Annotated in this window: 22 protein-coding genes; 10 read left to right on the top strand and 12 right to left on the bottom strand. The window is 61.9% G+C overall.

Going from position 1 to position 23,622, the window contains the following annotated elements:
- Positions 1 to 74: 74 nt before the first annotated feature.
- Positions 75 to 1,451 carry a cysteine--tRNA ligase gene (gene cysS, locus E4662_RS09370; RefSeq protein ID WP_136441276.1) on the bottom strand — a complete coding sequence of 459 codons (1,377 nt, stop codon included), beginning with the start codon at positions 1,449 to 1,451 and terminating at the stop codon, positions 75 to 77.
- A gap of 272 nt (positions 1,452 to 1,723) precedes the next feature.
- A complete protein-coding gene (locus E4662_RS09365) occupies positions 1,724 to 2,104 on the bottom strand; it encodes a VOC family protein (RefSeq protein WP_136441275.1) in 381 nt (126 codons plus the stop codon).
- A 94-nt stretch (positions 2,105 to 2,198) separates the two neighbouring features.
- Between E4662_RS09365 and soxR the strand changes: the two genes are divergently transcribed.
- The 3 genes from soxR (at position 2,199) to E4662_RS09350 (ending at position 3,824) form a co-directional block, all read left to right on the top strand.
- Positions 2,199 to 2,642 carry a redox-sensitive transcriptional activator SoxR gene (gene soxR, locus E4662_RS09360; RefSeq protein ID WP_136441274.1) on the top strand — a complete coding sequence of 148 codons (444 nt, stop codon included), beginning with the start codon at positions 2,199 to 2,201 and terminating at the stop codon, positions 2,640 to 2,642.
- 142 nt (positions 2,643 to 2,784) lie between these two features.
- Entirely contained in the window at positions 2,785 to 3,129 is a 345-nt protein-coding gene (locus tag E4662_RS09355) for an MmcQ/YjbR family DNA-binding protein (RefSeq protein ID WP_136441273.1), read from the top strand.
- Complete coding sequence (locus E4662_RS09350; RefSeq protein WP_136441272.1) at positions 3,126 to 3,824, top strand: alpha/beta hydrolase; 699 nt, start codon at positions 3,126 to 3,128, stop codon at positions 3,822 to 3,824. The genes E4662_RS09355 and E4662_RS09350 overlap by 4 nt, the downstream gene beginning before the upstream one ends.
- A 68-nt stretch (positions 3,825 to 3,892) precedes the next feature.
- Here E4662_RS09350 and mltG read toward each other — a convergent pair whose 3' ends face one another.
- From mltG to E4662_RS09335, 3 genes are all read right to left on the bottom strand, one after another.
- On the bottom strand, positions 3,893 to 5,047 hold the full coding sequence (gene mltG / locus E4662_RS09345; protein ID WP_136441271.1) for an endolytic transglycosylase MltG: 1,155 nt from the start codon (positions 5,045 to 5,047) through the stop codon (positions 3,893 to 3,895).
- A 4-nt stretch (positions 5,048 to 5,051) separates the two neighbouring features.
- Positions 5,052 to 6,314, bottom strand: coding sequence for a beta-ketoacyl-ACP synthase II (gene fabF / locus E4662_RS09340; protein ID WP_136441270.1), 1,263 nt, complete (start codon positions 6,312 to 6,314; stop codon positions 5,052 to 5,054).
- 135 nt (positions 6,315 to 6,449) lie between these two features.
- A complete protein-coding gene (locus E4662_RS09335) occupies positions 6,450 to 7,112 on the bottom strand; it encodes a hypothetical protein (protein ID WP_136441269.1) in 663 nt (220 codons plus the stop codon).
- A gap of 170 nt (positions 7,113 to 7,282) precedes the next feature.
- On the opposite strand from E4662_RS09335, the gene E4662_RS09330 reads away from it, so the two are divergent.
- On the top strand, positions 7,283 to 7,879 hold the full coding sequence (locus tag E4662_RS09330; protein WP_168797943.1) for a hypothetical protein: 597 nt from the start codon (positions 7,283 to 7,285) through the stop codon (positions 7,877 to 7,879).
- A gap of 3 nt (positions 7,880 to 7,882) precedes the next feature.
- Here E4662_RS09330 and E4662_RS09325 read toward each other — a convergent pair whose 3' ends face one another.
- Complete coding sequence (locus E4662_RS09325; RefSeq protein WP_136441267.1) at positions 7,883 to 8,683, bottom strand: glycosyl transferase; 801 nt, start codon at positions 8,681 to 8,683, stop codon at positions 7,883 to 7,885.
- A 47-nt stretch (positions 8,684 to 8,730) separates the two neighbouring features.
- Between E4662_RS09325 and E4662_RS09320 the strand changes: the two genes are divergently transcribed.
- Both E4662_RS09320 and rsgA read left to right on the top strand, forming a co-directional pair.
- Positions 8,731 to 9,387: a hypothetical protein gene (locus E4662_RS09320; protein WP_136441266.1), complete on the top strand. Its 657-nt coding sequence runs from the start codon at positions 8,731 to 8,733 to the stop codon at positions 9,385 to 9,387.
- Between the two features lie 176 nt (positions 9,388 to 9,563).
- Entirely contained in the window at positions 9,564 to 10,583 is a 1,020-nt protein-coding gene (rsgA, locus tag E4662_RS09315) for a ribosome small subunit-dependent GTPase A (RefSeq protein ID WP_136441265.1), read from the top strand.
- 151 nt (positions 10,584 to 10,734) lie between these two features.
- Here rsgA and E4662_RS09310 read toward each other — a convergent pair whose 3' ends face one another.
- The 4 genes from E4662_RS09310 to E4662_RS09295 all read right to left on the bottom strand — a co-directional run bounded on the left by E4662_RS09310 (position 10,735) and on the right by E4662_RS09295 (position 16,375).
- Positions 10,735 to 11,895 (bottom strand): M20 aminoacylase family protein, encoded by a 1,161-nt coding sequence (locus E4662_RS09310; protein ID WP_136441264.1) that lies wholly within the window; start codon positions 11,893 to 11,895, stop codon positions 10,735 to 10,737.
- A gap of 77 nt (positions 11,896 to 11,972) precedes the next feature.
- Positions 11,973 to 13,316, bottom strand: coding sequence for an NAD(P)/FAD-dependent oxidoreductase (locus E4662_RS09305; RefSeq protein WP_136441263.1), 1,344 nt, complete (start codon positions 13,314 to 13,316; stop codon positions 11,973 to 11,975).
- On the bottom strand, positions 13,313 to 14,467 hold the full coding sequence (gene argE / locus E4662_RS09300; protein WP_136441262.1) for an acetylornithine deacetylase: 1,155 nt from the start codon (positions 14,465 to 14,467) through the stop codon (positions 13,313 to 13,315). The genes E4662_RS09305 and argE overlap by 4 nt, the downstream gene beginning before the upstream one ends.
- Positions 14,468 to 14,542: 75 nt before the next feature.
- Complete coding sequence (locus E4662_RS09295) at positions 14,543 to 16,375, bottom strand: ABC transporter ATP-binding protein (protein ID WP_136441261.1); 1,833 nt, start codon at positions 16,373 to 16,375, stop codon at positions 14,543 to 14,545.
- Positions 16,376 to 16,634: 259 nt separating this feature from the next.
- On the opposite strand from E4662_RS09295, the gene E4662_RS09290 reads away from it, so the two are divergent.
- The 4 genes from E4662_RS09290 (at position 16,635) to E4662_RS09275 (ending at position 21,667) form a co-directional block, all read left to right on the top strand.
- Positions 16,635 to 18,335, top strand: a complete 1,701-nt coding sequence (locus E4662_RS09290; RefSeq protein ID WP_136441260.1) for a peptide ABC transporter substrate-binding protein — start codon at positions 16,635 to 16,637, stop codon at positions 18,333 to 18,335.
- 114 nt (positions 18,336 to 18,449) lie between these two features.
- The gene (locus tag E4662_RS09285) at positions 18,450 to 19,457 is read left to right on the top strand and encodes an ABC transporter permease (RefSeq protein ID WP_136441259.1); all 1,008 of its coding nucleotides are present in this window, start codon (positions 18,450 to 18,452) and stop codon (positions 19,455 to 19,457) included.
- Entirely contained in the window at positions 19,450 to 20,421 is a 972-nt protein-coding gene (locus tag E4662_RS09280) for an ABC transporter permease (RefSeq protein WP_136441258.1), read from the top strand. Before E4662_RS09285 ends, E4662_RS09280 begins: the two co-directional genes overlap by 8 nt.
- A gap of 205 nt (positions 20,422 to 20,626) precedes the next feature.
- Positions 20,627 to 21,667: a YeeE/YedE family protein gene (locus E4662_RS09275; protein ID WP_136441257.1), complete on the top strand. Its 1,041-nt coding sequence runs from the start codon at positions 20,627 to 20,629 to the stop codon at positions 21,665 to 21,667.
- A 70-nt stretch (positions 21,668 to 21,737) separates the two neighbouring features.
- Here E4662_RS09275 and E4662_RS09270 read toward each other — a convergent pair whose 3' ends face one another.
- Together E4662_RS09270 and E4662_RS09265 are read right to left on the bottom strand one after the other, a co-directional pair.
- Entirely contained in the window at positions 21,738 to 23,039 is a 1,302-nt protein-coding gene (locus E4662_RS09270; protein WP_136441256.1) for a DUF3422 family protein, read from the bottom strand.
- A gap of 144 nt (positions 23,040 to 23,183) precedes the next feature.
- The gene (locus E4662_RS09265; protein WP_136441255.1) at positions 23,184 to 23,606 is read right to left on the bottom strand and encodes a DUF6314 family protein; all 423 of its coding nucleotides are present in this window, start codon (positions 23,604 to 23,606) and stop codon (positions 23,184 to 23,186) included.
- Between the last annotated feature and the right edge of the window lie 16 nt (positions 23,607 to 23,622).

The following is a 23,622-nucleotide window of genomic DNA, read 5'->3' as shown; positions in this document are numbered from 1 at the left end:
AATATCCAAGCTCCCGGCGTGGCCGGGACAGCGCCCGGAAAGCCGGGTCCGGTCAAACGGGTTTGCGCCCCCACTCATAGCAAAGCCTCCAGCTTGCCCGCATCGAACCCCGCGCCGGGGACAAGATCCACACCCGCCTTGCTCATGCGCACTTCGACGCCAGCCTCGACCAGAGCCGATTTCAGACGGTCAACCTCGGAGAAGTCCTTGCTTTCCATGGCCGCCGCGCGTGCGCCTGCCAGAAGCTCGGCAAATGCGCCCAGATCCACGTCCACGGCGGCCCATCCGCCCAGGGCCTCGGTCAGCAGACCGAGCAGCCCTGCCCCGGCCCTGAGACCCGCCGCATCCCCTGCCGCCGCGAGCCGGTGCAGCTTCGCAATCGCGCCTGCGGTGTTCAGATCGTCCGCGACACAGGTCAGCACCGCCTCCGGGATCGGACCTGCGTCGACGCCATCGGTCAAGGCCCGCCACTTGCGCAGCGTCGCTTCCGCCTCGCGGGCCTTTTCCGCTGTCCAGTCCATCGGCTTGCGGTAGTGCGTCGAGAGGAAGACAAAACGGATCACCTCGCCCGGCACGCCGGGTTGTCCGTCATGGCCATCAAGCAAATCGCGCACGGTAAAGAAGTTGCCCAGCGATTTGGACATCTTCTTGCCTTCAACCTGAAGCATCTCGTTGTGCATCCAGATATTGGCAAAACCGCCCTTGGGGTTCGAGCAGCAGGACTGCGCAATCTCGTTTTCATGGTGCGGGAACATCAGATCGTTGCCGCCGCCGTGAATGTCAAAGTTGGCCCCAAGCAGATCCTGCGCCATGGCCGAGCATTCAATGTGCCAGCCCGGACGCCCCCGGCCCCAGGGGCTGTCCCAGCCCGGCACGGTTTCATCAGACGGCTTCCACAGGACAAAATCCATCGGATCGCGTTTGTAGGGGGCCACTTCCACCCGCGCGCCCGCGATCATGTCATCGACAGAGCGCCCGGAGAGAGCGCCATAGTCCTTGTAGCTGTCCACCGAGAAGAGCACATGGCCTTCCGCCGCATAGGCGTGACCCGCTTCGATCAGCCCTTCGATCATTTCGACCATCTGCGGGATGTAGGCCGTTGCGCGCGGCATATGGGTCGGCTCCATGGCGCCAACTTCGGCCATGTCATCGAGATACCATTGCGTGGTCTCCGCCGTGATCTCGCCAATGCTGCGCCCGCTTGCAGCAGCGCGTGCGTTGATCTTGTCATCCACGTCGGTGAAATTGCGCACGTAAGTCACGTGATCCGCGCCATAAACTTCGCGCAGCAGCCGGAACAGCGTATCAAAGACAATCACCGGCCGCGCGTTGCCGATATGCGCGCGATCATAGACCGTCGGACCGCAAACATACATCCGCACGTTCTCAGGATCGATCGGTTCGAACCGCTGTTTCTTGCGGGTCATCGAATTGGTGAGACGGATCTCCATGGCGCGCTCCAGGCTAGGGTCGCGGCGGGCTTAGCAACTTCACTTGAGGATTGGAATAGAAGACAGGCCCGCCGACAATGTCAGAGGGTAATGCAGCAAATGCAGAGGGTGCGTGCAGTCTTCATGAATCGTTGGGTAACACGAAATGCGCGCCCCGCATAGGGGCGCGCTGACTTCATTTCAGGAACCAGGGCCGCACACAGGGCCAACCCAGACGGCTTCGGATCACATGACAGTGGATGCGGTCCGGGTAGCCGACGAAAAACAGAGCGTCAGTCATATTGCACCAACTCAAACTCCACCCCGTCGGGCCCGTCGAAATAGAAGCGGCGACCAGGTTCGTAATCCGCGTGGCTGTGGGTCTCGAAGCCAGCCGCCCGGACCCGAACTTCCATGGCGTCCAGATCATCCACCACGATCCCCACATGGTTCAGCCCGCCTTCCGGGCTGTGCCGGGGCGCTGCTTTCGTGCTGCCGGATCCCGGACGGTAGAGCGCGAGGTAGCTGCCTTCGCCGCCCACATGCACCGAGTAACCATTGTCGATCGCCGCCCCTTCCCAGCGCACGGTCCAGCCGAACAGATCGCACAGGATAGCGGCGCTGGCCTTGGGATCGGAGACGGTGATGTTTGCGTGTTCCAATGTTGCACTCATGGGTTTTCTTCCTTCTTTGCGATTTGATGCTGACAAGCTTACTTCTTCAAGTTAACTTGAAAGCAAGAGCTCAGAATTAAATGAAAACAATGATATGCCGAACACCGGACTGACAATTGGCGATGTGGCAGAGCGGGTTGGCCTGGCAACATCCGCGATTCGACACTACGAGGCTGAGGGTCTCGTCTTTCCGGCGCGCAGCGCTTCGGGCCAGCGGCTCTTTGCGCGGTCCGACATTCGCCGCCTGTCATTTGTGCTGATCGCCCAACAGCTCGGCTTCACGCTTGCGGAGATCAAGACACAGCTGGACGGCCTGCCCCATGACCGCGCCCCGACCAAGCGGGACTGGGAACGGATTTCGCGCCGCTTTGGCCGCGTTCTGGACCAGCGCATCGCGACGATGGAGCGTTTGCGTGACAAGCTGGACGGCTGCATCGGCTGTGGCTGCCTGTCGCTGCAGAGCTGCCATCTGTACAACCCCGAAGACCGGGTCGGGCTGAAAGGACCGGGGCCGGGATTGGTTCTGGGTGGGCGGTGACGGGTGGTCCGGACTTTGGCGGATGCCCGGCGCGCCCGCCCTGCGCCTGAGCGATGAGGTCCCGGTGCAAGTCCGGGACGCGAGACCGCCCTTTGCCAACCTCCCCCTTGCCCATTCCTCCAAACCAAAGCATCCTCCCCCAATGTCCCGTGACACCGTCAATTCGATCTGCAAGAGCTTCCCCGGCGCCGAATGGTCGGACCCATGGGGCGGCGGGCATGACGCGTGGAAGGTGGGCGGCAAGATGTTTGCCTGTATCGGCGCGGTTCAGGATGGCGTGTCGGTCAAGACCCCGTCCATCGAAGACGCGCAGCTGTTGATCGAGATGGAGCGTGCGATCAAGGCCCCCTATTTCCACCGCTCCTGGGTTCGCATCGATTGGGATCACATCCCCGAAGACGAGTTGCGGGACCGGCTGCAAACCTCCTACGATCTGATCTTCAAGAGCCTGACGAAAAAGGCGCAGCGAGCCATTTCCGGCACATGACTCCGCTTTACCTGCACGGTCTGCCCGGCAGCGGCGCGGAACTGGCGCTTGGCGGGCGGTCCATGCCTGTGCTGGATCGGAACGCACCGAGTTTCGCCCAAACCGCGATCCGCCTGCCCGCAGGTCCGCTGCATCTGATCGGCTTCTCGCTTGGGGCCGCCTGCGCGCTGCGCCTTGCCGTGCTTGCGCCGGAAAAGATCGGACGGGTGACGCTCATCTCCGCTGCCGCCCCGCTGGAGCTGGGGGACTTCCTGCCTGCCATGGCCGGAGCGCCGGTGTTCCGGCTGGCCCGCAGCCATGCGCGGCTGACCATGCTGACAACGATCCAGAGCACCCTCGCCCGGCTCAGCCCGGCGCTGATGCTCAAGCTGTTGATGAAAGGCGCAGATCCGGCGGATCTGTCCCTCTACGCGGGCCCGGACGGAGCGATTGTCCGCCGCGCCGTGACCGAAGGGCTGACGCATCACAAAGCCGTCTACTTGCGTGAAGTCGCCGCCTACGTGCAGCCCTGGGCGCGGCATCTGGCCTATGTGCGCTGTCCGGTTGATCTTCACCACGGCCGTGCAGACCGCTGGGCGCCTTTTGAGATGGCGCAGACCCTGACCAAAGCGCTCACCCGGGCGGACGTCACGCTGCACCCGCACGCGGACCTTGGCCACTACAGCACCTTGAAACAGGTCCTGCCCACGCTTTGATCCGGCGCGCGGGCTGGAGGGCGGGCCGCTGAGCCACAGGCTCAGTCGGGGCGGACGGAGGCCGCGCGTCAGTTGCGCTCTGCCTCCAGCCGACGATACGCCGCCACGTTTGCGTTATGCTCTTCAAGTGTCTCGGCAAAGTTGTGCCCGTCGCGCGGATCCAGCGTTTTGGCCACGAAGAAGATGTAATCCGTACTGGCCGGGTTCAGCGCCGCCTCGATGCTTGCGCGTCCGGGATTGGCAATCGGGGTCGGCGGCAAGGCCGGGATGACATAGGTGTTCCACGGCGTCGCGCCGCGCAGTTCCGAGGCGCGCAGGCCCCGGCCCAAAACGCCCTGCCCCTTGGTGATGCCATAAATCACCGTCGGGTCCGTCTGCAGCCGCATGCCGCGATCCAGACGGTTCACAAAGACCGATGCCACATCAAAGCGCTCATCCGGCCCGCCCGTCTCTTTTTCGATGATCGAGGCGAGGATCAGCGCCTCTTCGGGGCTGTCCAGCGGCAGGCCATCCGCGCGGTTTTCCCAGGCCTGCGCGAGGATCAGCTCCTGCGCCTGCTGCATGCGCGCAATCACGCTTGCACGGGTGTCGCCCGGCGCCACTTCGTAGCTGTCCGGCGCAAGCGCACCTTCCGCGGGCACCTCTACGGTGCCGTCCAGCACGTCCACCTGCGCCAGCTCCTGCACCACTTGCCAGCTGGTCACACCCTCGGCCAGAGCAACGCGGTAACGTGTGTCGCTCTTCTCACGCACCTGCGTATAGACCGCAGGCACGTCGCCCTTGCCGGGGTTGAAGGAGGCTTTCTCTTCGTAACGCCCGGTCGCCGGATCAATCTCGCGGACCTGCACGGTCGCGCGGGTGATGCCGATGCGGTAGACCACTTCGGTGCCGCAGGTGCTTGCGCCGCCTTTGGTGACGATGTCGACGATCTCGGACATGCTCGCGCCGTTCGGCACAAGGTAGCTGCCCGCCTTCAGCAGTTGCGTGCGGTCGGTGTAATCCGCCCCGAGCCGGAACATCGGCGCGTTCGAGATTGCGCCGCGCTCCGCCAGATCCTCGGAGACGCGCTTCATGTTGGTGCCGCGCGGCACCTCAAGGCAGATCGCGGCGTCCAGCGGCCCTTCGGCGCTGTATTCGTTCTGCGCCCAGATCAGCACGCCGCCAAAGAGGAACACCGCGACAACCAGAAAGGTCAGCGCGTTCGAAGCGATGTTGCGCCACATGGGCTTAGCTCACTTTCCCGAAGATCACCGACGCGTTGGTGCCGCCAAAGCCGAAGGAGTTGGACAGGGCATAGCTGATCTCGCGCTCCTGCTTGGCGTTCGGCGCAAGGTTCAGCGCCGTTTCCACCGCAGGCGTGTCGAGGTTGATCGTCGGCGGGGCGACCTGATCGCGGATCGCGAGGATCGAGAAGATCGCCTCAATGGCACCCGCCGCGCCCAGAAGGTGGCCGGTGGCGGATTTGGTCGAGGACATGGTCGCGGTGCTTGCCGCATCGCCCAGCAGGCGTTCAACCGCGCCCAGCTCGATGGTGTCGGCCATGGTCGAGGTGCCGTGCGCGTTGATGTAGTCAATCGCCGCAGGCTCCAGCCCCGCGTCCTTCAGGGCCGCACGCATGGAGCGCTCGCCGCCTTCGCCGGTCTCGGACGGTGCGGTGATGTGATACGCGTCCCCGGTGAGGCCGTAGCCGCAGACCTCGGCATAAATTTTCGCGCCGCGCGCCTTGGCGTGTTCATACTCTTCGAGCACCACAACACCGGCGCCCTCGCCCATCACGAACCCGTCGCGGTCCGCGTCATAGGGGCGCGAGGCCTTTGTCGGCTCATCGGCGCGTTTGGTCGAAAGCGCTTTACAGGCGTTGAAGCCCGCGATGCCAATCTCGGAGATAGCCGCTTCCGCGCCGCCCGCCAGCATCACATCCGCATCACCGTATTTGATCAGCCGCGCCGCATCGCCGATGGCGTGCGCACCCGTCGAACAGGCAGTGACAACCGCGTGGTTCGGACCTTTGAAGCCGTATTTGATCGAGACGTTGCCGGAGATCAGGTTGATCAGCGCCCCGGGGATAAAGAACGGCGAGACGCGGCGCGGGCCTTTTTCCTTGATCAGGATGGCCGTGTCCGCGATGGAGTTCAGCCCGCCAATGCCGGAGCCGATCATCACACCGGTGCGCTCGCGCGCCTCATCGTCTTCGGGCGCCCAGCCGCTGTCAGCCACAGCCTGCGCCGCAGCCGCCATGCCGAACTGGATGAACTCATCGACCTTGCGCTGCTCTTTCTTGTCAAGATAGGCGTTCGGATCGAAGGTGCCGTCCGAGCCATCGCCATAGGGCACTTCGCAGGCATAGGTCGTGGCCAGATGGCTGGCATCGAACTTCGAGATGGTCCCGGCACCCGACTGTCCATCAAGCAGACGGCTCCATGTCTCTTCAACACCGCTTGCCAGCGGTGTGACCAGCCCAAGTCCTGTAACGACAACCCTGCGTGCCATGGCTTTGCCCTTCCTCATGTATCCTTTCGCTGCCTATAGCCTGTCAGAGCAAGAATGGGCAAGAGCGGGACTGCCCCTGCCCCGCGCGGGATGTTGCCCATGCTGGCTTTCCGGCAGGCAGACGGCCTGCGCCCTTTATTGATGGGCCGCCTCAACCCGGCTCAACGCGTCTTTGAGCGCGGCCAGCGTATCCCCCTCGCGCAGCACTTCGCGCTGGAACCAGTCTTCATGCACGGCCACGATCTTGAGTGGAAAGCTTGGCAGATCAAGCACCTGCGACATGACAAACCGGTGGTTGCCGGAGCCGGACTTGGCCAGCCGGCCGTCTGCGTCGATCACGGCTGTCGATTCAAACCCGGTCTTGTCCGGGCGAAACCCGTCCTTGCGCAGGCTGGCGATCAGCGGCTGCACGTAAGTGCGGAAAAATGCGACGATCTCCGCCTCGCTGCGCATCTCGACCGTTTTGTGCCGGGCGATGCCGGTTTGCCGAAGATCTTCGCAGAGGTCCTGAAACCAGAAGGTTTCCTCAAGCTGCCTGTCCCGCCCGATAAAATCGGCGATCTTGCGAAAGCGGTCCGTGCGCTCCACAGGCACCGGCTCTTTGAAATGCTCCGCCGGGATTACAAAAGGCTCCTGCCTTTTGAGCGCAGGACGGATCAGGTTGACGAGCGGCTTGGGCCAGCGCGCTTCAAGCCGCTTGATCCGGCCCTTGGCCACCGGCCACTTGGTGCCGACATAACCGGGCACACGGGACGGCCGCACCCCCAGCACAAAACTGTCGCGAACCCGGGCGCTCATGGCGCGCTGCTTCATTTGTGAAGGTTTCATGACAGTAATGTAACAACGCAGCCGGGGAGTGCAATTGGGGTTGGCGCAAGGCCAGGGCCTTGACGTTGCGTTGCACACCGTCCGCGAAATACGCCACTATCGCGGCGTTCATATCTTCAGAGCAAGGATCGCAGGTCAGTATGGTGCATAATGTGTTCGGTTCTTTCGGAGCCTTGTTTTCGCTGCTGAGTTTGTCCGCCGTTTTCTCATTTGGTCCGGTGTCAGCCAAGGCGGCCTGCACAGATGAGAAGACCGCCCTTGAGATGTCCTTGGAGCAGCTTGAGCGCATTGATCCATGCAACGCGGTTGTCGAAATGTTTCGCGGCGGGTTCGCTACATCGGCCATTCCGAAGAGGCCGCACTCTTCCAAAGACATCGAGAAATACAAGTATTACCCGATGATACGGCTGTACCTGCAGCGAAAGGAAAACCCCCACTCTGCCGATTTTTCCATTGAATTTCGCTACTTGATCTCAGCCAGCCTGTTTGTGAGCGCGGAGAACTCGCGCCGCCAAGCCGCTTACGCGGCCTACATTATGAATGAGTATTGGAGCGATCTAGGAGAGGTTCGGGGGGATGGTGCCGCCTGGATGGAAATGTCCTTGCAGGAAGCCTTCATCGCAACGGGATTTCCGGACATCGCGAGCCTGTATTGCTTCATCAAGTACGATATGCCGAGTTTGGACTTTGAAACCATCACCGGCTCAAATGCGTTCAGGTCTTGCGTAAAGCCGTGACTCTCAGGCCCAGTCCGCGCCCAAATCCGCGTTGGCCCGGTCAATCCAATGCTCGCGCAGCCAGTCGCAAGGTTTGGAGTGACGGATGAAAGAGCCGTTCCAGCCTTCCAAGGCGTCCGTCATCTTGGGCCGACCGTGGAAGCATACCACGCGGGCATCCGTCGGCAGTCGCGGGGCGTGGAGCCAGTTGCCGGGGAACGGGTTGCAGTCGTATTTGAACGAGACCACCCACTCTTCGGGAATATAGGTGAAGCAGCCGCGGTCCATGGCCTTGTGCGAGGTGTAGCGCTGCTCGGAGCCGCGGGCTTTTTCAACCTCTGCATAGGCGTTTGCCGCAAGGTCTTCGTAAAGGAAGCCATGCTCTGCCGGATCGAAACGGAAGACAGAGCCGTGTCCTGTCGGGCGGCCTTTGCGCTTTTCCGTCCAGTCATGGCGCATCGCCACCGTTCGCGGCGCGAGATCGTGGATGTCGTCCAGCGCCCCGGTGATCACCACGTCGAGATCAAAGCCCAGAACCGGCCCTTTCAGATCAGGCACCAGATCGGGCCGGAAGAGCGAGACCTTGCGCATCGCCCCTTGCCGGTTCGCCACCGCCAAAGCCTCTGCCATCGGCTTGGCAAACGGCTCCACCGGCAGGTCTAGGACCTCGATATCCGGGTGCAGGCCTTCGCTGTGTTCCGTCATGCACAGGAACCGCACCGGGCGTTTGAGATTGCGCCGCACCCCGGAATAGAGGCGGTTGACGTATTCGGGGCCAAAGAGGGTGCCCCACTTGATGCACATGATGTTGACTGGATCGCTCATGGCTGCTCTCTACTCTGAGGGATGTGCCGTGACCAGTGGAAAGACTTATGAAACGCCTGCTCCTTGCTTTGCTGATTGCTGGCTCGCCTGCTTTGGCGGAGGACGTGACCTTCGAAGAGTTTATGACCGGTGGGCTGCACTTCACGGATGAGTTGACCGAAGGGGCTGCGTTTTTTCGCAGTCTGCCGGTGGAGATGCAGGACAAGATTCTGGTTGGGCTCGGCGCGATTCTTTTGGATCTCGGCGGCCAACGTCTGTTTCTTGATGCCGGGATCATGACACTGGGACAAAGAGCCTTGATGGAACTTCGGTTCCCGGAATTGGACCCGGACAATGGCGCCATTTTCTACCGCGTTTTTCGGGAAAAGCAGCAACTCGGAGAGCATGATGCCTACCGAGGCGCACTTGTGGGCTTTGGCCGTTTTGGACGTGACCACATCGGTTTGGAGGCCGCCGCTCAAGGGTTCTTTGGCAAACCGACTGAGACGCTCAACGATCATGAGTTGGCCTATTGCCTCGGACACGGCCCAGACCTTTTGATTGCTTATGTCCCGCCTAGGCGCGAACTGCGTTATAGAGAGCAACGGATAGCACGCGTCTGGAACGATTGGGTTGACCAAGGTTTGATCACCGTCGCAGAGGGCACCGACGCTGTGGACAGGCTGACCGCAGAAACCCTCGCTCTGCAAACCCTCCCCGAATAACCCACCCTTGCGCGTCCCGGCTGGGGCTTCTATTCTGCACCTGCAATCCAACTTCGGAGACTTGATGGAGCTTGCATTGATCCTCCGGGCCCGCGCCCCGCGCGCATGAGGTCCGAGACCACATCTGACCCCGCCGCCCGCGGGGCCAAAAGACATGTCTTATCAGGATCGATCCATTGACCGACATCACCCTTGCCAGCCTTGGCTGGTCCGACTTTTTTGAAAACCAACTGGAACCCACCGAAACCCTGCTCACCCCTGCCCGCGTGCATGAGGTCCAGCGCGACCGGATTCGCGTGTTGACCGAGCAAGGCCCGCTGCAACTCTTCCCCACCGAAGCGGCGGGGAACTATGCGGTGGGCGATTGGGTGCTGACCGACGGCACGCAGGCGCTGCGCATTCTGGAGGCGCGTACGGCGCTGACGCGCAAGGCGGCGGGCCACGTGGCCTATACCCAGCGCATCGCGGCCAATGTGGATACGCTTGGGATTGTCTCGAGCTGCAATGACGACTTCAACCTTGCCCGGATTGAGCGCTACTTGGCACTGGCCGCCACGGCGGGCTGCACGCCGCTGCTGATCCTGACCAAAGCAGACAAGAGCGAAGACGTGGCGCATTACGCCGCAGAAGCGCGGACCTTGTCTGAAGACCTGGGCGTGCTTGCTCTGAACGCCAAGGATGCGGGCGAGGCCGCCCCGCTCCACCCTTATGCCAGCGAAGGCCAGACACTTGCGTTGCTCGGCTCGTCCGGGGTGGGCAAGACCACGCTGCGCAACAGGCTGACCGGCGAGAGCGCTGCGACGCAGGGCATTCGCGAGGATGATGCGAAAGGACGGCATACGACGACCTACCGCAGCCTTGTTCAAACCCAGACTGGCGGCTGGCTGATCGACACCCCCGGCATGCGCGAGCTTCAACTGGCGGATATGGCGGAAGGGATCCAGGAGGTCTTTGACGATCTTCTGGAGCTGTCGGCGCAGTGCAAGTTCCGCAATTGCGACCATGTCAGCGAGCCCGGCTGTGCGGTTCAGGCGGCGATTGCCGATGGTACGCTCGATCCGGCCCGGCTGGAGCGCTGGCGCAAATTGCAGGCCGAGGACGCGCGCAACACCGAGTCGATTGCGCGGCAGCGGGCGCGGGGAAAGGCGTTTGCCAAGATGGTGAAAGGCGCGAAGAAAGCCAAACGCGTGCGGTGACGCCCCTCTGGGGCGTGCAGGAGGCGCTGCCTCCTACGGCTCGATGAGCCTACCTCCGAGGTATTTTGGGCCCAAAGAAACCAAGTCGGGCGCGCTTCGGGACGGTGGGCGGGGCGACGTGCCTTGGCACAAGCGTCGCCCCGTCCCTTTTTTATGCAGGCATGCGCTGTTCGACGATCTCAGCCCACCACGAACAACCGGCCGGGATGGTTTCATCGTTGAAGTTGTATTCGGGGTGGTGCACCGGTGCGGTATCGCCGTTGCCGACCAAAATGTAAGCGCCGGGCCGTTCTTCGAGCATGAAGGCGAAGTCTTCGCCGCCCATGACAATCGGGGCCTCATCACATTGACCGGAAATGGATTTTGCCACCTGGGCGGCAAATTCCGTCTGCTCTTCGGAGTTCACCATCACCGGATAGCCGAGGTAGTATTTCACTTCCGCCTCACCGCCGTAGGTGGCGGCCACGCCAGCGCAGATCGCCTTGATCCGTTCTTCGGCCAAGGCGCGCATGTCCTTGGACTGCGTGCGCACCGTGCCTTTCAAATGCACCCGCTGCGGGATCACGTTAAAGGCTTTGGAGGAGGTTTCAAAAGATGTGACCGACACCACAACCGGGTCCACGGGATCGGCGTTGCGGCTGGAGATGGTCTGCAGGGAAAGGACGAGCTGCGAGGCCATGACGGTCGTGTCGACCGCTTCCTGCGGTTTGGCCGCATGCCCGCCCTTGCCTTCCAGCAGGATTTCGAACTGATCCGTTGCGGCAAAAAACGCGCCCGGGCGGATGGCAAAGGATCCGACCGGACGGCCTGGCCAATTGTGCATGCCGTAGACTTCCTGAATGCCCCAACGATCCATCATGCCGTCGTCGCACATCTCCTTGCCGCCGCCGCCGCCCTCTTCGGCGGGTTGGAAAATCACTACAACCGTGCCGTCGAAATTGCGGGTTTCGGACAGGTATTTCGCCGCCCCGAGCAGCATCGCCGTGTGCCCGTCATGCCCGCAGGCATGCATCGCACCGTCTGTTTTCGAGGCGTAATCCAGCCCCGTCTGCTCATGGATGGGCAGCGCGTCCATGTCGGCACGCAGCCCGATGACCGCGCCCTTGGTGTCTGTTTTGCCTTTGATCACACCCACAACGCCGGTCCGCCCGATACCTTCTGTCACCTCTTCACAGCCAAACGCGCGCAGTTTTTCCGCGACAAGCGCGCTGGTGCGGTGGGTTTCAAACAGGATTTCCGGGTTTTCGTGGATGTCCCGACGCCAGGCGATGATGTCCTGCTGCAATTCGGCAAAGCGATTCTTGACGGGCATGAAAGCTCCTTGGGGTGCTGTGATGAGGAATTTGATCAAACCCTGCCACCACGCCACGCGCACCGCAAGCGGTCTGCTTATAAATTCGGGCCGGGGACGAGTTTTGAGCCATCACGGAAGCGTGTGATACGGAACCGGCTCAGATCATGGCCCGGGTCCTGGCCCATGGCGAGGGCCACCGCGATGCGGCCAAAGGCCGGACCAATGCCAAATCCATGGCCGCACATGCCGGTCACAACCGTGAGGCCAGGGAGGGTTGGTTCATTGTCGACAATTGGTACAACGTCGGGCAGGACATCGATCATCCCGCCCCATTCGGCGCGGCTGTTGACGGTTTCCACCGCAGGATAGATCGCTTCAAAGCCCTCCTTCAACGCCTTGGTCTTCTTGGCATTTGGAGAAGGGTCGAGCACGCGCATCCGCTCAAACGGCGTTTCCTCTCCGTCCGACCACTTGCGCGCGGTGCGCAGGGCGTCCGGGTAGTCAGCGGGCGCAGGACCGCAAAGTTTCACATCGAATTCACCGGACAAGGCCAAAGGCAGGTAGCGCCGCAGATGGCGTACCGCATCCGGCCCGACAAAGAGTTCTGCAAAGGCCGCAGGCGCCAAGGTGTAGCCGCCGTCGGCGCGCGGGCGAAACGCGATGCGATCGTCTACGGCGGCCGCGGAAACCACCTGCGGCAAAGGCTGCGTTGCCAAAACCGTTGAGCGTACAGAAAGCTGTGGAATATCAATGCCGTGCCGTCTGAGGAACAGGCTGGACCACGCCCCGCCTGCGAGCACGACACGCTCGGTTCTGATCGCACCGGCTTCTGTGACAACGCCCGTTATCTTGCCAGAGGATCGCAGCAACCCGCGCGCGGCGCAGCGTTCCCGGATCACGGCCCCCTCAGTCACGGCCAGGCGCGCCAGTTCGGGCACCGCGACCCATGGCTCTCCCTTCATATCCGTGGGCGTGTGCAAGGCCCCGATCCAGGGGGCTTTCGGTTCACCCAGAAGAGCAGATGTTTCCTTTTCTGTCAGAAGCTTGGAGGACACACCTAAGGCCTCGGCCTCCTGTAGCCACGCCTCAAAGGCAGCCATTTCGCCAGCAGTCCGGGCAAGATAGGTCACGCCCGTTTGCCGCACGCCCAATCGGCCTTCGCAGGTTGTATCGAGTTCCTGCCAGAGCCGCTGCGCTTCCAAAGCAATCGGGATTTCAGCAAGGTCGCGCCCCTGAACGCGGATCCAACCCCAGTTGCGGCTGGATTGTTCTGCGGCGACGCGGCCTTTCTCAAGCACGATGACGGAAAGCCCCTGCCGGGCTGCAAAAAGTGCTGTGGAGATTCCGATCACACCGCCGCCAATCACAACAAGATCAACGGCTTGCGGCAAGTCTGCGCTGTGTTCGATCGGTCCTTCGTCCCGGATGGGAAAGCTCACGCCAGCCGCTCCACCAAGCGCTCCATGAAGCGCTGCCCTTTGTTGAACTGTGCAACGGTGATGTATTCGTCCGGCTGATGCGCCACGTCGATGCTGCCCGGCCCGCAGACGACAACGTTGTAGCCTCCGGCCTGAAAATGGCTGGCTTCGGTGCCGTAACTGACAAAACCGTCGGAGTTGTCGCCGGTGATTTGCCGGACCAGAGCTTCGGCGGTGTTGTCTTCAGACGGGGCAAAGGGCGGCAGGGCGAACTTTTCTTCGACCTCGATCCACGCCTCCTCACGTATCGCTTTCATTCCCGCTTCCAGATCTTTGACTTTACTCTCAAAAAGCTCTTTCCAGCGATCAGGGTTCTCTCCCGGAACGATGCGGAATCCAAAGCCGAACTCGCAGTCCTTTGCAGCGATATTATGTGCTGTGCCGCCGCTGATCTGACCGACATGCGCGTTTGTGTAGGGCGGATCAAACAGCGCCGCCATGCTGGACGGCGGTGTGTCCTCCTGTGATGCATTCACCTGATTGGCCCAGTCGATCAGCTTTGCCCCCCACATGATCGCGCTGACGCCGGTGTGCAGAAGCGAGGAATGGACCTCGAAGCCGTGCATGTGCACCCACCATGTCAACCCGCCCTTGTGGCCGGTGACCGCTTTCAGCATGGTCGGCTCACCGACGATCACGTCGCTGGCTTTTGGCAATATTTCCATGGCCTTGACGAGCGGCGGCGCGCCGGTGCAGCCGATCTCTTCGTCGTAGCTCAGGGCGATCTGCAACGGGCGTGAGACCCCGCGATGCTGCGCCTCGACCATGGCCCAGACCGCGAGCGCGTCAAATCCCTTCATGTCCGTGCAGCCGCGTCCGAAAAGCCGGCCGTCGCGTTCTGTCACCACAAATGGATCGCTGGACCAGGCCTGCCCTTCAACCGGCACCACATCCGTATGCCCGGAGAGCACGACGCCGCCTTCCACCTCTGGGCCCACATGAGCAAAAAGCGCTGCCTTGTCGGAGGTTTCGTTGTAATGACGATGGCAAGTGATGCCATGACCGGTCAGGTAGTCTTCGACCCAGTCGATCAGAGGCAGGTTGCTGTCGTGGCTGACCGTCGGAAAGCCGACGAGCCGGTCCAAGATCTCACGTGGCGAAAGCCTGTCCATAGCGGCCTCTGTTTCTTTGTGCTCAAAATATCCCGGGGAGCGCGAGGGGCTGGCCCCTCGCTCCCGTCCTATCCATCAGTAGCCGCTGTCTGTGATCAGAACCCGGTGACCGGGCGATACCTCGCGGTATTCCGAAGGTTCAGCGGTGTAGTCAACGGAGTGGATTGGAGAGGGAATTGGTTTGAAATTCAAATCCTTCTCGGACTTTCTTTGAGTCGGATCAGCAATGGGCACCGCCTTCATCAACGCCTGTGTATACGGGTGCTGAGGGTTCTCAAAAACCGCCTGACGCGGGCCGATTTCGACGATCCGCCCAAGGTACATCACCCCAACCTGATGGCTCACCCGTTCCACAACGGCCATATCGTGGCTGATGAAGAGGTACGACAGGCCAAGGTCGGATTGCAGCTCCATCATCAGGTTCACCACCTGCGCCTGCACTGACACGTCGAGCGCGCTGACCGCTTCATCTGCGACGATCAGCTTGGGGCGGAGCGCCAAAGCACGTGCGATCGCAATGCGTTGGCGCTGGCCGCCGGACAATTCGTGCGGGTAGCGCCGCATGAAACTGCGCGGCAGTTCGACCCTGTCGAACAGCTCTCCCACCCGGTCCATCACCGCACTGCCGGTTTCGGTCTGGTAGTTGTGGATCGGCTCTGCGACCTGATCGGCCAACTGGATCTGTGGGTTCAGCGAGGCAAAGGGATCCTGAAAGATCATCTGCATTTCGCGCCGTTCTTCGCGCAGTTCCTTGGGGCCGAGCGACATGATGTCGACCCCATCGAGCATCACCTGCCCGGCCACCGGCTCCACCAGACGCAGGATCGAGCGCCCGGCGCTGGACTTGCCACAGCCGGATTCGCCCACGAGACTCAGGGTCTGGCCCTTGTTGATCTGGAACGAGACATCCTCGACCGCGTGCACGTTGGAGATATGCCGACGGAAGAAGCCGCCCCGGACCGGGAAGCGTGTGGTCAGCCCTTTCACATCGAGCAGAACCTCGTCCTGCCCCTTGATCGGCTGCACGTCATGCTCATCCGAGCCAAGCAGCTTCATCGGTTCCGGCAGCGCCTTGCCGGTCATCTCGCCCAGCTTGGGCACCGCCGCCAGAAGCGCCTGGGTGTAAGGGTGCTGAGGGTCTTCGAAAATCTGCTGAACCGGCCCTTCTTCAACCTTGTTGCCACGGAACATGACAACGACCCTGTCGGCCATCTGCGCGACCACGGCCATGTCATGGGTGATGAACATCACCGCGGTGCCGGTTTCGCGCTTGAGACGGTCGATCAGCGCCAGAATCTCGGCTTGAATGGTCACATCAAGCGCCGTTGTCGGCTCGTCTGCGATCAACAGGCGCGGCTCGCAGGCCAGCGCCATGGCGATCACAACACGCTGACGCATACCACCGGACAACTCGTGCGGATATTGCTTCAGGCGGCGTTCCGGTTCGGGGATTCGCACTTGGCGCAGCAGGTCCAATGCGCGCTCCTCGGCCTTGGCTTGGCTGAGTCCTTTGTGCACGCGCAGCCCTTCGGTCAGTTGGCGGCCGACCGTGAACACCGGGTTCAGAGCCGTCATGGGCTCCTGGAAAATCATGCCGATTTCATTGCCGCGAATGGTGCGCATCAGGCTGTCGCCGGCTTCGGAGAGGTCCACTTCGTCCCCCTCGCGGCGGTCGAAGAGCAAGCGCCCGTTGGCAATTTTGCCGCCGCCGTATTCGACAAGGCGCATGAGCGAGAGCGAGGAGACCGATTTGCCGGAGCCGGATTCGCCCACGACGCAAACCGTTTCGCCCGATTTGATGTCGAACGAGACGTCCTCGACGCCGACAATCGTTCCGGCCTTGGTCTGGAATTCGACTCGCAGGCGGTCGATCCGGGCCACTGTGGCAGCGTTGGTGTCGTCGAGCATGATAGGTCCCCTGTTTGTCCCCCGACGGTAAGGCTATGTTTTCAGCACTGTCAAACCCTCGAATGCTTAACCCGAAGGCAATGCTTGCAATTTGCGCAAATCCTGTTTCGATGGGGGGCAGTGTGGGGATGCTGACACGTTCTGCCTATAGTGGAGAAATCGGCCTGTCCGGTCGTTGATCCGCGTGGACGAATCGAGCTTATCCCACTCAAACAAAGAAAAAATCCGAACCTGAGTTCGGATCAACAAGGAGAGTGACATGAAACTCAAAACCCTGATGATGGGGGCTGTTGCATCTATGGCTCTGGCCCCGGCGGCCTTTGCCGAGCGTGGCAGCGATGGCGAAGTCAAGATTCTGTATTGGCAGGCACCGTCGATTCTGAACCCCTTCCTCTCGGGCGGCACGAAGGACGTTGAGTCCAGCTCGATGATCATCGAACCGCTGCTCCGCTACGACGAAACCGGCACGCTGGTGGCTTGGCTCGTTGACGAAGTCCCGACCGTTGCAAACGGCGGCTTCAGCGAAGACCTGACGCAGATCACCTACAAGCTCACGCCGGGCCTCAAGTGGTCGGACGGCACGGATTTCACCTCCGAAGACGTGAAATTCACCTATGAATACTGCACGCACCCCGAAGGCGGCTGCGCTCAGCTGACCAAGTTCGAGGGAATCACCTCGGTCGAGACGCCGGATGCGACCACCGTTGTGGTCAACTTCGCCTCGCCGATGCCGAACCCCTATCTTGCCTTTGTTGGCGGTGAGAGCCCGATTCTGCAAAAAGCGCAGTTCGAGAGCTGCATGGGCGCCGCGGCCTCCACCTGCACCGAGCAGAACTTCGGCCCGATCGGCACCGGCCCGTTTGTCGTGGACGAATTCAAGCCGAACGACGTGATCTCCATGTCCGCCAACCCCAACTACCGCGATCCGGCCAAGCCCGCCTTCGCCTCCGTGACCTTCAAAGGTGGCGGCGATGCAGCGGCGGCGGGCCGTGCGGTTATGGAAACCGGCGAATTTGACTACGCCTGGAACCTTCAGCTGGCGCCCGACGTGATCGCCAAGATGCAGGAAGGCGGCAAGGGCACGCCGGTTGCAGGCTTCGGCCCGCTGCTTGAGCGCATCATGCTGAACAACACCAACCCGTCGGCTGATCTTGGCCCGGACGAGCGCTCCGTGGTGCGTCCGCACCCGTTCCTCGGCGATCCTGCGGTCTACAAAGCCATGTCCATGGCCATCGACCGTCCGCTGCTCGTGGAAGTGGGTTATGGTCAGGCGGGCCGCGTAAGCTGCTCCTGGGTTCCGGCTCCGGAAGCCTTTGCGGTCACCGACATCGAAGGCTGTGACGTTCAGGACATCGACGGCGCCAAGGCCATGCTTGATGCGGCTGGCATCGTAGACAGCGACGGCGACGGCGTGCGCGAGAAGGACGGTGTGCCGCTCTCGATCCTGTACCAGACCTCCACCAACGCCGTGCGTCAGGACTTCCAGGCTCTGATCAAGGACTGGTGGGGCCAGATCGGCATCGAAGTTGAACTGCGCAACATCGACGCTTCGGTGTTCTTCGGCGGGGACGCGGGTTCGCCCGACACCTTCCAGAAGTTCTATGCGGACGTGGAAATGTACGCCAACACCTTCAACGGCACCGACCCGCAGGCTTATCTCGGCAACGGTCTGTGCGACAAGGCCCCGAGCCCGGACAGCCAGTGGCAGGGTGAGAACATCTCGCGCTTCTGCGACGAAGAGTTTGACGCCATGCACGCCGAACTGTCCAAGACCGCAGACATCGCAGAGCGTTCGCGCCTCGGCAAAGCCATGTCCCGCATGGCCTTCGAGCGCGGCATGATGATCCCGCTTGTGCACCGTGGCCGCCTGTCGGCTCACGCCAACAGCCTTGGCGGCGTGAAGCTCAACGTCTGGGACAGCGAGCTGTGGAACGTCGCGGACTGGTACCGCATGAAGTGATCTGACGCGGGGCGGGGCTTTGGCCTCGCCCTTCGTATTCAGATCCTGCAGGGCGGGTCTCGTCCCGCCCTTCTCTCCTTCCTTCCTTTCGGAAACTTCTGACCCGAGGCGCCGATGCTCTCTTATGCCACGCGACGGTTGATCCTATCGATCCCGACGCTTCTGTTCATCAGTTTCGTGATCTTCATGTTGCTGCAACTCGCCCCAGGCGATCCCATGGCCCAGGTGCCACTCACCGTGCCGGACGAGGTGAAGCAAAAGATGCGGGAGGCGCTTGGCGTCGGCCAACCCCCGCTTGTGCAATACTGGAAATGGCTGGTTCAGGTCTTCTGGATCGAACCGCAGGTCATGTTTGACTGGATGTTCGGCACGGACTTCTCCGAAGGCAAACAGCGTGTGATCTCCTGGCAGACCCGCAGCCCGGTGATGGACATCATTATCCAGCGCATTCCGCAGACCCTCTGGGTGGTTGGCGTGGCCTATGTGGTGGCGATCCTCATCGCCCTGCCCGTGGGCATCTACTCCGCCTATCGCCAGTATTCGGTCTTTGATCAGGCGGGCACTTTCGTGACGATGATCGGCTTCTCGATCCCGCCGTTCTTTACCGGTCCTTTGCTGATCGTGATTTTCTCGGTGCAGCTTGGCTGGTTCCCCTCGATCTATGACACAACCCACGTTGTCACCGATTGGGCAAGCTTCAAGGTGCAGCTGATGCAAATGGTTCTGCCGGTGATGGTGCTGGCGCTGCAGATCACGGCCCAGCTCAGCCGCTACATGCGCGCGACCATGCTCGACAATCTCAAACAGGATTACGTCCGCACCGCCCGCGCCAAGGGCCTGTCCGAAGCGGTTGTCGTGATGGTCCACGTGCTGCGCAACTCGATGATCCCGGTGGTCACGGTGATTGCGCTTGGCATTCCATCGATCTTTGGCGGGGCCATCATCACCGAGAACGTCTTCAAGGTGAACGGCATTGGCCAGCTTCTGCTGACCTGGCTGTTTGCCAATGACCTGCCGGGCGTGATGACGCTGACCTTCATCTTTGCCGTACTCATCGTTCTGTTCAACCTGATCGCCGACATCCTCTACGGTGTCCTGGACCCGAGGATTCGCTATGACTAATTCGGCCCCCTCCCCGATCGAAGCGCTCAAGGACACAGGCCCTCTCGCCCCGCCCACCTCTCGGGCACGCGATGTCTGGGATCAGTTCCGCAAACACAAGGGCGCGCTCTTTGGCCTCGGGTTTCTGATATTCATAACGCTGGTTGTGCTCATCGGGCCGTACCTTTGGACGGTGGACCCGCAGAAACTCGACATCCGGTCCAAGAACATGCGCCCCATCTACACCGCAATTTGGGACTCGACGGCAAATGTCGGCTGGAACAAGCCGCTCGGCTCCGATCAGCTTGGCCGTGACAACCTTGCACAAATGATCGCCGGGGGCCGCGCCTCCATGGCCGTCGGCTGGGCCGCGATGATCCTCAGCCTTGTCATTGGCACGGCGATTGGCGTTCTGGCGGGGTTCTACCGGCGCATTGACGGTCTGCTCATGCGCACCACGGACCTCTTTCTCGCACTGCCGATCCTGCCGCTGCTGCTGCTGGCAGTGACGCTTTTCCGGCAACCCCTGCGCAATCTGGCTGGGCCAGAGGGGGGGATGTTCATCCTGATTGTGACGATCATCGCGATCACCTCGTGGATGCCCACGGCGCGCATCGTGCGCGGCGATGTTCTGGCGATCAAGGAACGCGAGTTCGTGCTCGCCGCCCGCTCCATCGGCTCGCAGGATGGCAAGATCATCCGCCGTCACCTCCTTCCAAACGTGCTCTCGCCGATCATGGTCTCCGCTGCGCTTGGCCTTGCCACCGCAATCATCACCGAAAGCGCGCTCAGTTTCCTTGGGGTCGGTTTCCCCTCGGACTTCCCCACATGGGGCAAGATGCTGGCGGATGCGGTGGTGCGGATGGAAGAGTATCCCGAACGGGTGCTGCTGCCCGGCTTCGCCATTTCGCTGACGGTTCTGTCAGTGAACTACATCGGCGACGGGCTTCGGGACGCGCTAGATCCGCGTGTTCGCGGGCGCTGAGCCAAATAAGGACAGTCCAATCCCAAACCAAAGAGGCGGCAGAACACGGGCCGCCTCTTTTTCGTTGCGGGGAACGTCCATTCTGATGCGGCGCAGAAATCGGAACGCTGTTCTCCCTCAGAAACTCCCGCCCATAAGAGCGGTGCTTGCAATGCCCGCAAACCCTCCTTCATAGGAACAGAATTCCTGAACTGGAGGCAAACCGATGTTTGAGTCCCTTGGCTTTGAAAACCTGACCGCACCGCAAGTCGCCGTGTTCTTCGCCCTCGCGCTTGGCGCGCTCTTCGGGCTGTTTGCCGAGCAAACCAAGTTCTGCTTCCGCCGCGCTTTGATCGGCGAGGACCGCCGCTCTGCCGCCGGTGTCTGGCTCACCGCCCTCGCGGCCGCCTTGATCGGCACGCAAGCGTCCGTCGCGCAAGGCTGGATCAGCTTTGACGAGCATCGCTTCCAGAACGTCGAACTGCCATGGCTGGCCATTGCCGTGGGCGGGGTGCTCTTTGGCGCGGGCATGGTTCTGACCCGCGGCTGCGCCTCGCGCCTGACCGTGCTGGCCGCGTCCGGCAACCTGCGCGCCGTGTCTGTTTTGGTGGTTTTTGCCATCGCAGCCCATGCGACCATGAAAGGCGTTCTGACCCCTGTCATGACCGCGCTGACCGAACCGACGCTGGCCATTGGCGGCGCCTTGCCAGGCAACCCGCTGGCCTGGACCGCTGTTCTGGCGCTGGCCGCCTTTGCCTTCGCCCTGCGGTCCGGCGCGCGCCCCTTCACACTGGTTCTGGCTGCGCTGCTTGGCCTTCTGGTGCCGCTCGGCTGGGTCGGCACGGGCTTTGTCCTCTATGACGACTTTGACCCCATCGCGATGGAAAGCCTCAGCTTCACCGCACCCTGGAGCGAAACCTTGTTCTGGGGCATCGCCTCGACCTCCATCCCGGCAGGCTTCGGCGCAGGCCTTGTCGGCGGTGTTCTTGGCGGCGCTCTGATCTCTTCGCTCGCCGCCCGCCGCTTTGCCTGGCAGAGCTTTTCAAGCCCGGCGGAAACCGGCCGCTATATGACCGGTGCCGTATTCATGGGCGTCGGCGGCGTTCTCGCGGGGGGCTGCACCGTGGGGGCGGGCCTTTCCGGCGTGCCGACGCTCTCGATCGCTGCCGTGTCTGCCCTTGTCGCCATCGCGGCTGGCGCAGTGCTCACCCATGCGCTGCTGAACAGCCGTTCGGCTTCTGTCAGCGGGGTCGTCCCGGCGGAATAAGCTTCGGCTTCTTTGGGCTGAAAATACCTCGGGAGGGGTTCGGGGAGGGCGCTGCCCTCCCCGCTTTGCGTCAGAGATCCGGCCCGTGATCATCCATGGATGACCGGATGCGCCGGATCATTAACCAGACCAGCAGAACCACCGGGATCACCGCGCTGGCAGTCAGCATGCCTTTGGACATGCCCAAAGGCGCGGCAAGCGGATATAGCAGATACGCGACAAGCGAGACCGCGTAGTAGCTGATCGCCACCACGGACAGCCCTTCAACCGTCTTTTGCAAATGCAACTGTGCCTCCGCGCGCCGATCCATACTCTCCAACAGCTGTTGGTTCTGCGCCGAGCGCTGCACCTCGACCCGCGTTCGGAGCAAATCGCCCGCGCGCATCGCCCGATCCGCCATGGCCCCAAGGCGCACCTCGCTGCTTTTGACCGTGCGCATTGCGGGCAGGTAGCGCCGCGTCATGAACTCCGCAAAGGTCTGCCGTCCCTCGAACCGGTCCTCGCGCAGCACCTCGATGCGCTTGTGCACCAGCGCCTCATAGGCACCGGTTGCGCCCAGCCGGAAGGAACATTGAGCAGACAGGCTCTCAAGCTCCGCCGAGACGGACAGCAGCGCCTTGAGCGTGTTTTCCTCAGGCGCGCTGCTGGCCTTCATGTCCTCCATGAGCCGCGACAGGTCCGCGTCGATCTCACCCATGCGCGGACCGATCTGGTGCACGCGGCTGAACCCGAGCATGGACATGGTCTTGTAGGTCTCGATCTCGCACAAGCGCTGCACCACCCGGCCCACACGCCGTTCGCCCACGCCGCCGGAGGTGAACACCGCAAATCGCTGATGGCCAGCCTGATCGATCCGGAAATCTCCGGCGATGACCACATCATCCTCAAGCGCCCGGCTGACCGCAACGCTCTCTGCCACCATCCAGTCGTCGACCTTGTCGCTCAGCTCCGCATCCGTTTCCGGGCGCGGCATGACCCGGATCATCGCCGAGGTCACCCGCACCCCCGGCGCCGTTTCGAGCCAGTCTTCCGGGAAGACCTCGAAGTCCGAGGGATCGTAAGGCCGGTGCCCAAGGCCGTTCATGAACACCGTGTAGGTCACGAACTCCGTGTGCTGTTCCCATTTCAGCGTGTTCTGGCCGATCTGCGCGGTGAAATGCGTTGCGCCCGGTTGCGGATGCGCCGTGCCGAACCGATCCAGCAGGTCAATCAGGTGCTTGAGATCCTGAGACTTGTCACGGCTGGCAGCCGCATAAGGCTGCTTGATGGCGAGGTACATCGCCCGGCAGGGCGGGGTCAGCGTCTGGAACGGCCGCGCATGCAGCTCATTGGCCAGCGCATAGCGCAGCGGGTGATCTTTGATGGGAGCCATCGTCGCGTGTCCTTGTCCGTTCCGCGATAGATACAAGCAGCTTGCGCATGATGAAAGTGTTAAATTGTTTATTTTCAGTGCGTTAGACGAATACTTTTGTATACCGCGAGCGAGGAAAGCGTAATCGTCTTGCTTATCAACGCCTTAGCTGCGCCGATAGGTGGTGGTCATTTTGTAGTCTTTGCGCGGGCCTTTGACGACCCAGGTGCTGGACCACTCCGGCCAGCGTGAGAAATCGTAAGTCACATCGTATTGGTCCGGATCACACCAATGCGCTGCCTGCGGCTTGCCCTGCCCCAGATCCACGCTGTGAAACGGACGGCCATCGTCAAAGAACACATCTGCCCCGCGTGCCGCAGGACGCCAGAGGTATCGGCGCGTGTTCTTCATTTCCGGAGTTGCGGCAAAGGACAGCGTGCCGCTTTCATCGTAGCGCATCTCGCCCGCAACTTCGGTGAAGATCGCCTCCCCCTTGCCATGGCCTTCGCCAAGCCCGGTTCGGTCGTCGATAAACCGCTCATAGGTCCAAAGCCCTGCAAAATCCCTGATTGTCAGCCCTTGCGTCATCAAGCCCTGCCCCTTT

Source organism: Pacificoceanicola onchidii (genome assembly GCF_004804335.1).
GTDB classification, from domain to species: Bacteria; Pseudomonadota; Alphaproteobacteria; order Rhodobacterales; family Rhodobacteraceae; genus Pacificoceanicola; species Pacificoceanicola onchidii.
This window is presented reverse-complemented; position numbering and strand designations above follow the sequence as displayed.

Excerpts from the sequence above, each read along its gene's own strand:
- E4662_RS09285 (WP_136441259.1), top strand. The coding sequence starts at position 18,450 with ATGCTCTCTTATGCCACGCGACGGTTGATCCTATCGATCCCGACGCTT.
- E4662_RS09265 (WP_136441255.1), bottom strand. The coding sequence starts at position 23,606 with ATGACGCAAGGGCTGACAATCAGGGATTTTGCAGGGCTTTGGACCTAT.
- E4662_RS09280 (WP_136441258.1), top strand. The coding sequence starts at position 19,450 with ATGACTAATTCGGCCCCCTCCCCGATCGAAGCGCTCAAGGACACAGGC.
- E4662_RS09320 (WP_136441266.1), top strand. The coding sequence starts at position 8,731 with ATGAAACGCCTGCTCCTTGCTTTGCTGATTGCTGGCTCGCCTGCTTTG.
- cysS (WP_136441276.1), bottom strand. The coding sequence starts at position 1,451 with ATGGAGATCCGTCTCACCAATTCGATGACCCGCAAGAAACAGCGGTTC.
- E4662_RS09310 (WP_136441264.1), bottom strand. The coding sequence starts at position 11,895 with ATGCCCGTCAAGAATCGCTTTGCCGAATTGCAGCAGGACATCATCGCC.
- E4662_RS09330 (WP_168797943.1), top strand. The coding sequence starts at position 7,283 with ATGGTGCATAATGTGTTCGGTTCTTTCGGAGCCTTGTTTTCGCTGCTG.
- E4662_RS09270 (WP_136441256.1), bottom strand. The coding sequence starts at position 23,039 with ATGGCTCCCATCAAAGATCACCCGCTGCGCTATGCGCTGGCCAATGAG.
- E4662_RS09365 (WP_136441275.1), bottom strand. The coding sequence starts at position 2,104 with ATGAGTGCAACATTGGAACACGCAAACATCACCGTCTCCGATCCCAAG.
- E4662_RS09325 (WP_136441267.1), bottom strand. The coding sequence starts at position 8,683 with ATGAGCGATCCAGTCAACATCATGTGCATCAAGTGGGGCACCCTCTTT.
- E4662_RS09290 (WP_136441260.1), top strand. The coding sequence starts at position 16,635 with ATGAAACTCAAAACCCTGATGATGGGGGCTGTTGCATCTATGGCTCTG.
- soxR (WP_136441274.1), top strand. The coding sequence starts at position 2,199 with ATGCCGAACACCGGACTGACAATTGGCGATGTGGCAGAGCGGGTTGGC.
- E4662_RS09350 (WP_136441272.1), top strand. The coding sequence starts at position 3,126 with ATGACTCCGCTTTACCTGCACGGTCTGCCCGGCAGCGGCGCGGAACTG.
- E4662_RS09275 (WP_136441257.1), top strand. The coding sequence starts at position 20,627 with ATGTTTGAGTCCCTTGGCTTTGAAAACCTGACCGCACCGCAAGTCGCC.
- mltG (WP_136441271.1), bottom strand. The coding sequence starts at position 5,047 with ATGTGGCGCAACATCGCTTCGAACGCGCTGACCTTTCTGGTTGTCGCG.
- E4662_RS09295 (WP_136441261.1), bottom strand. The coding sequence starts at position 16,375 with ATGCTCGACGACACCAACGCTGCCACAGTGGCCCGGATCGACCGCCTG.
- E4662_RS09355 (WP_136441273.1), top strand. The coding sequence starts at position 2,785 with ATGTCCCGTGACACCGTCAATTCGATCTGCAAGAGCTTCCCCGGCGCC.
- fabF (WP_136441270.1), bottom strand. The coding sequence starts at position 6,314 with ATGGCACGCAGGGTTGTCGTTACAGGACTTGGGCTGGTCACACCGCTG.
- argE (WP_136441262.1), bottom strand. The coding sequence starts at position 14,467 with ATGGACAGGCTTTCGCCACGTGAGATCTTGGACCGGCTCGTCGGCTTT.
- E4662_RS09335 (WP_136441269.1), bottom strand. The coding sequence starts at position 7,112 with ATGAGCGCCCGGGTTCGCGACAGTTTTGTGCTGGGGGTGCGGCCGTCC.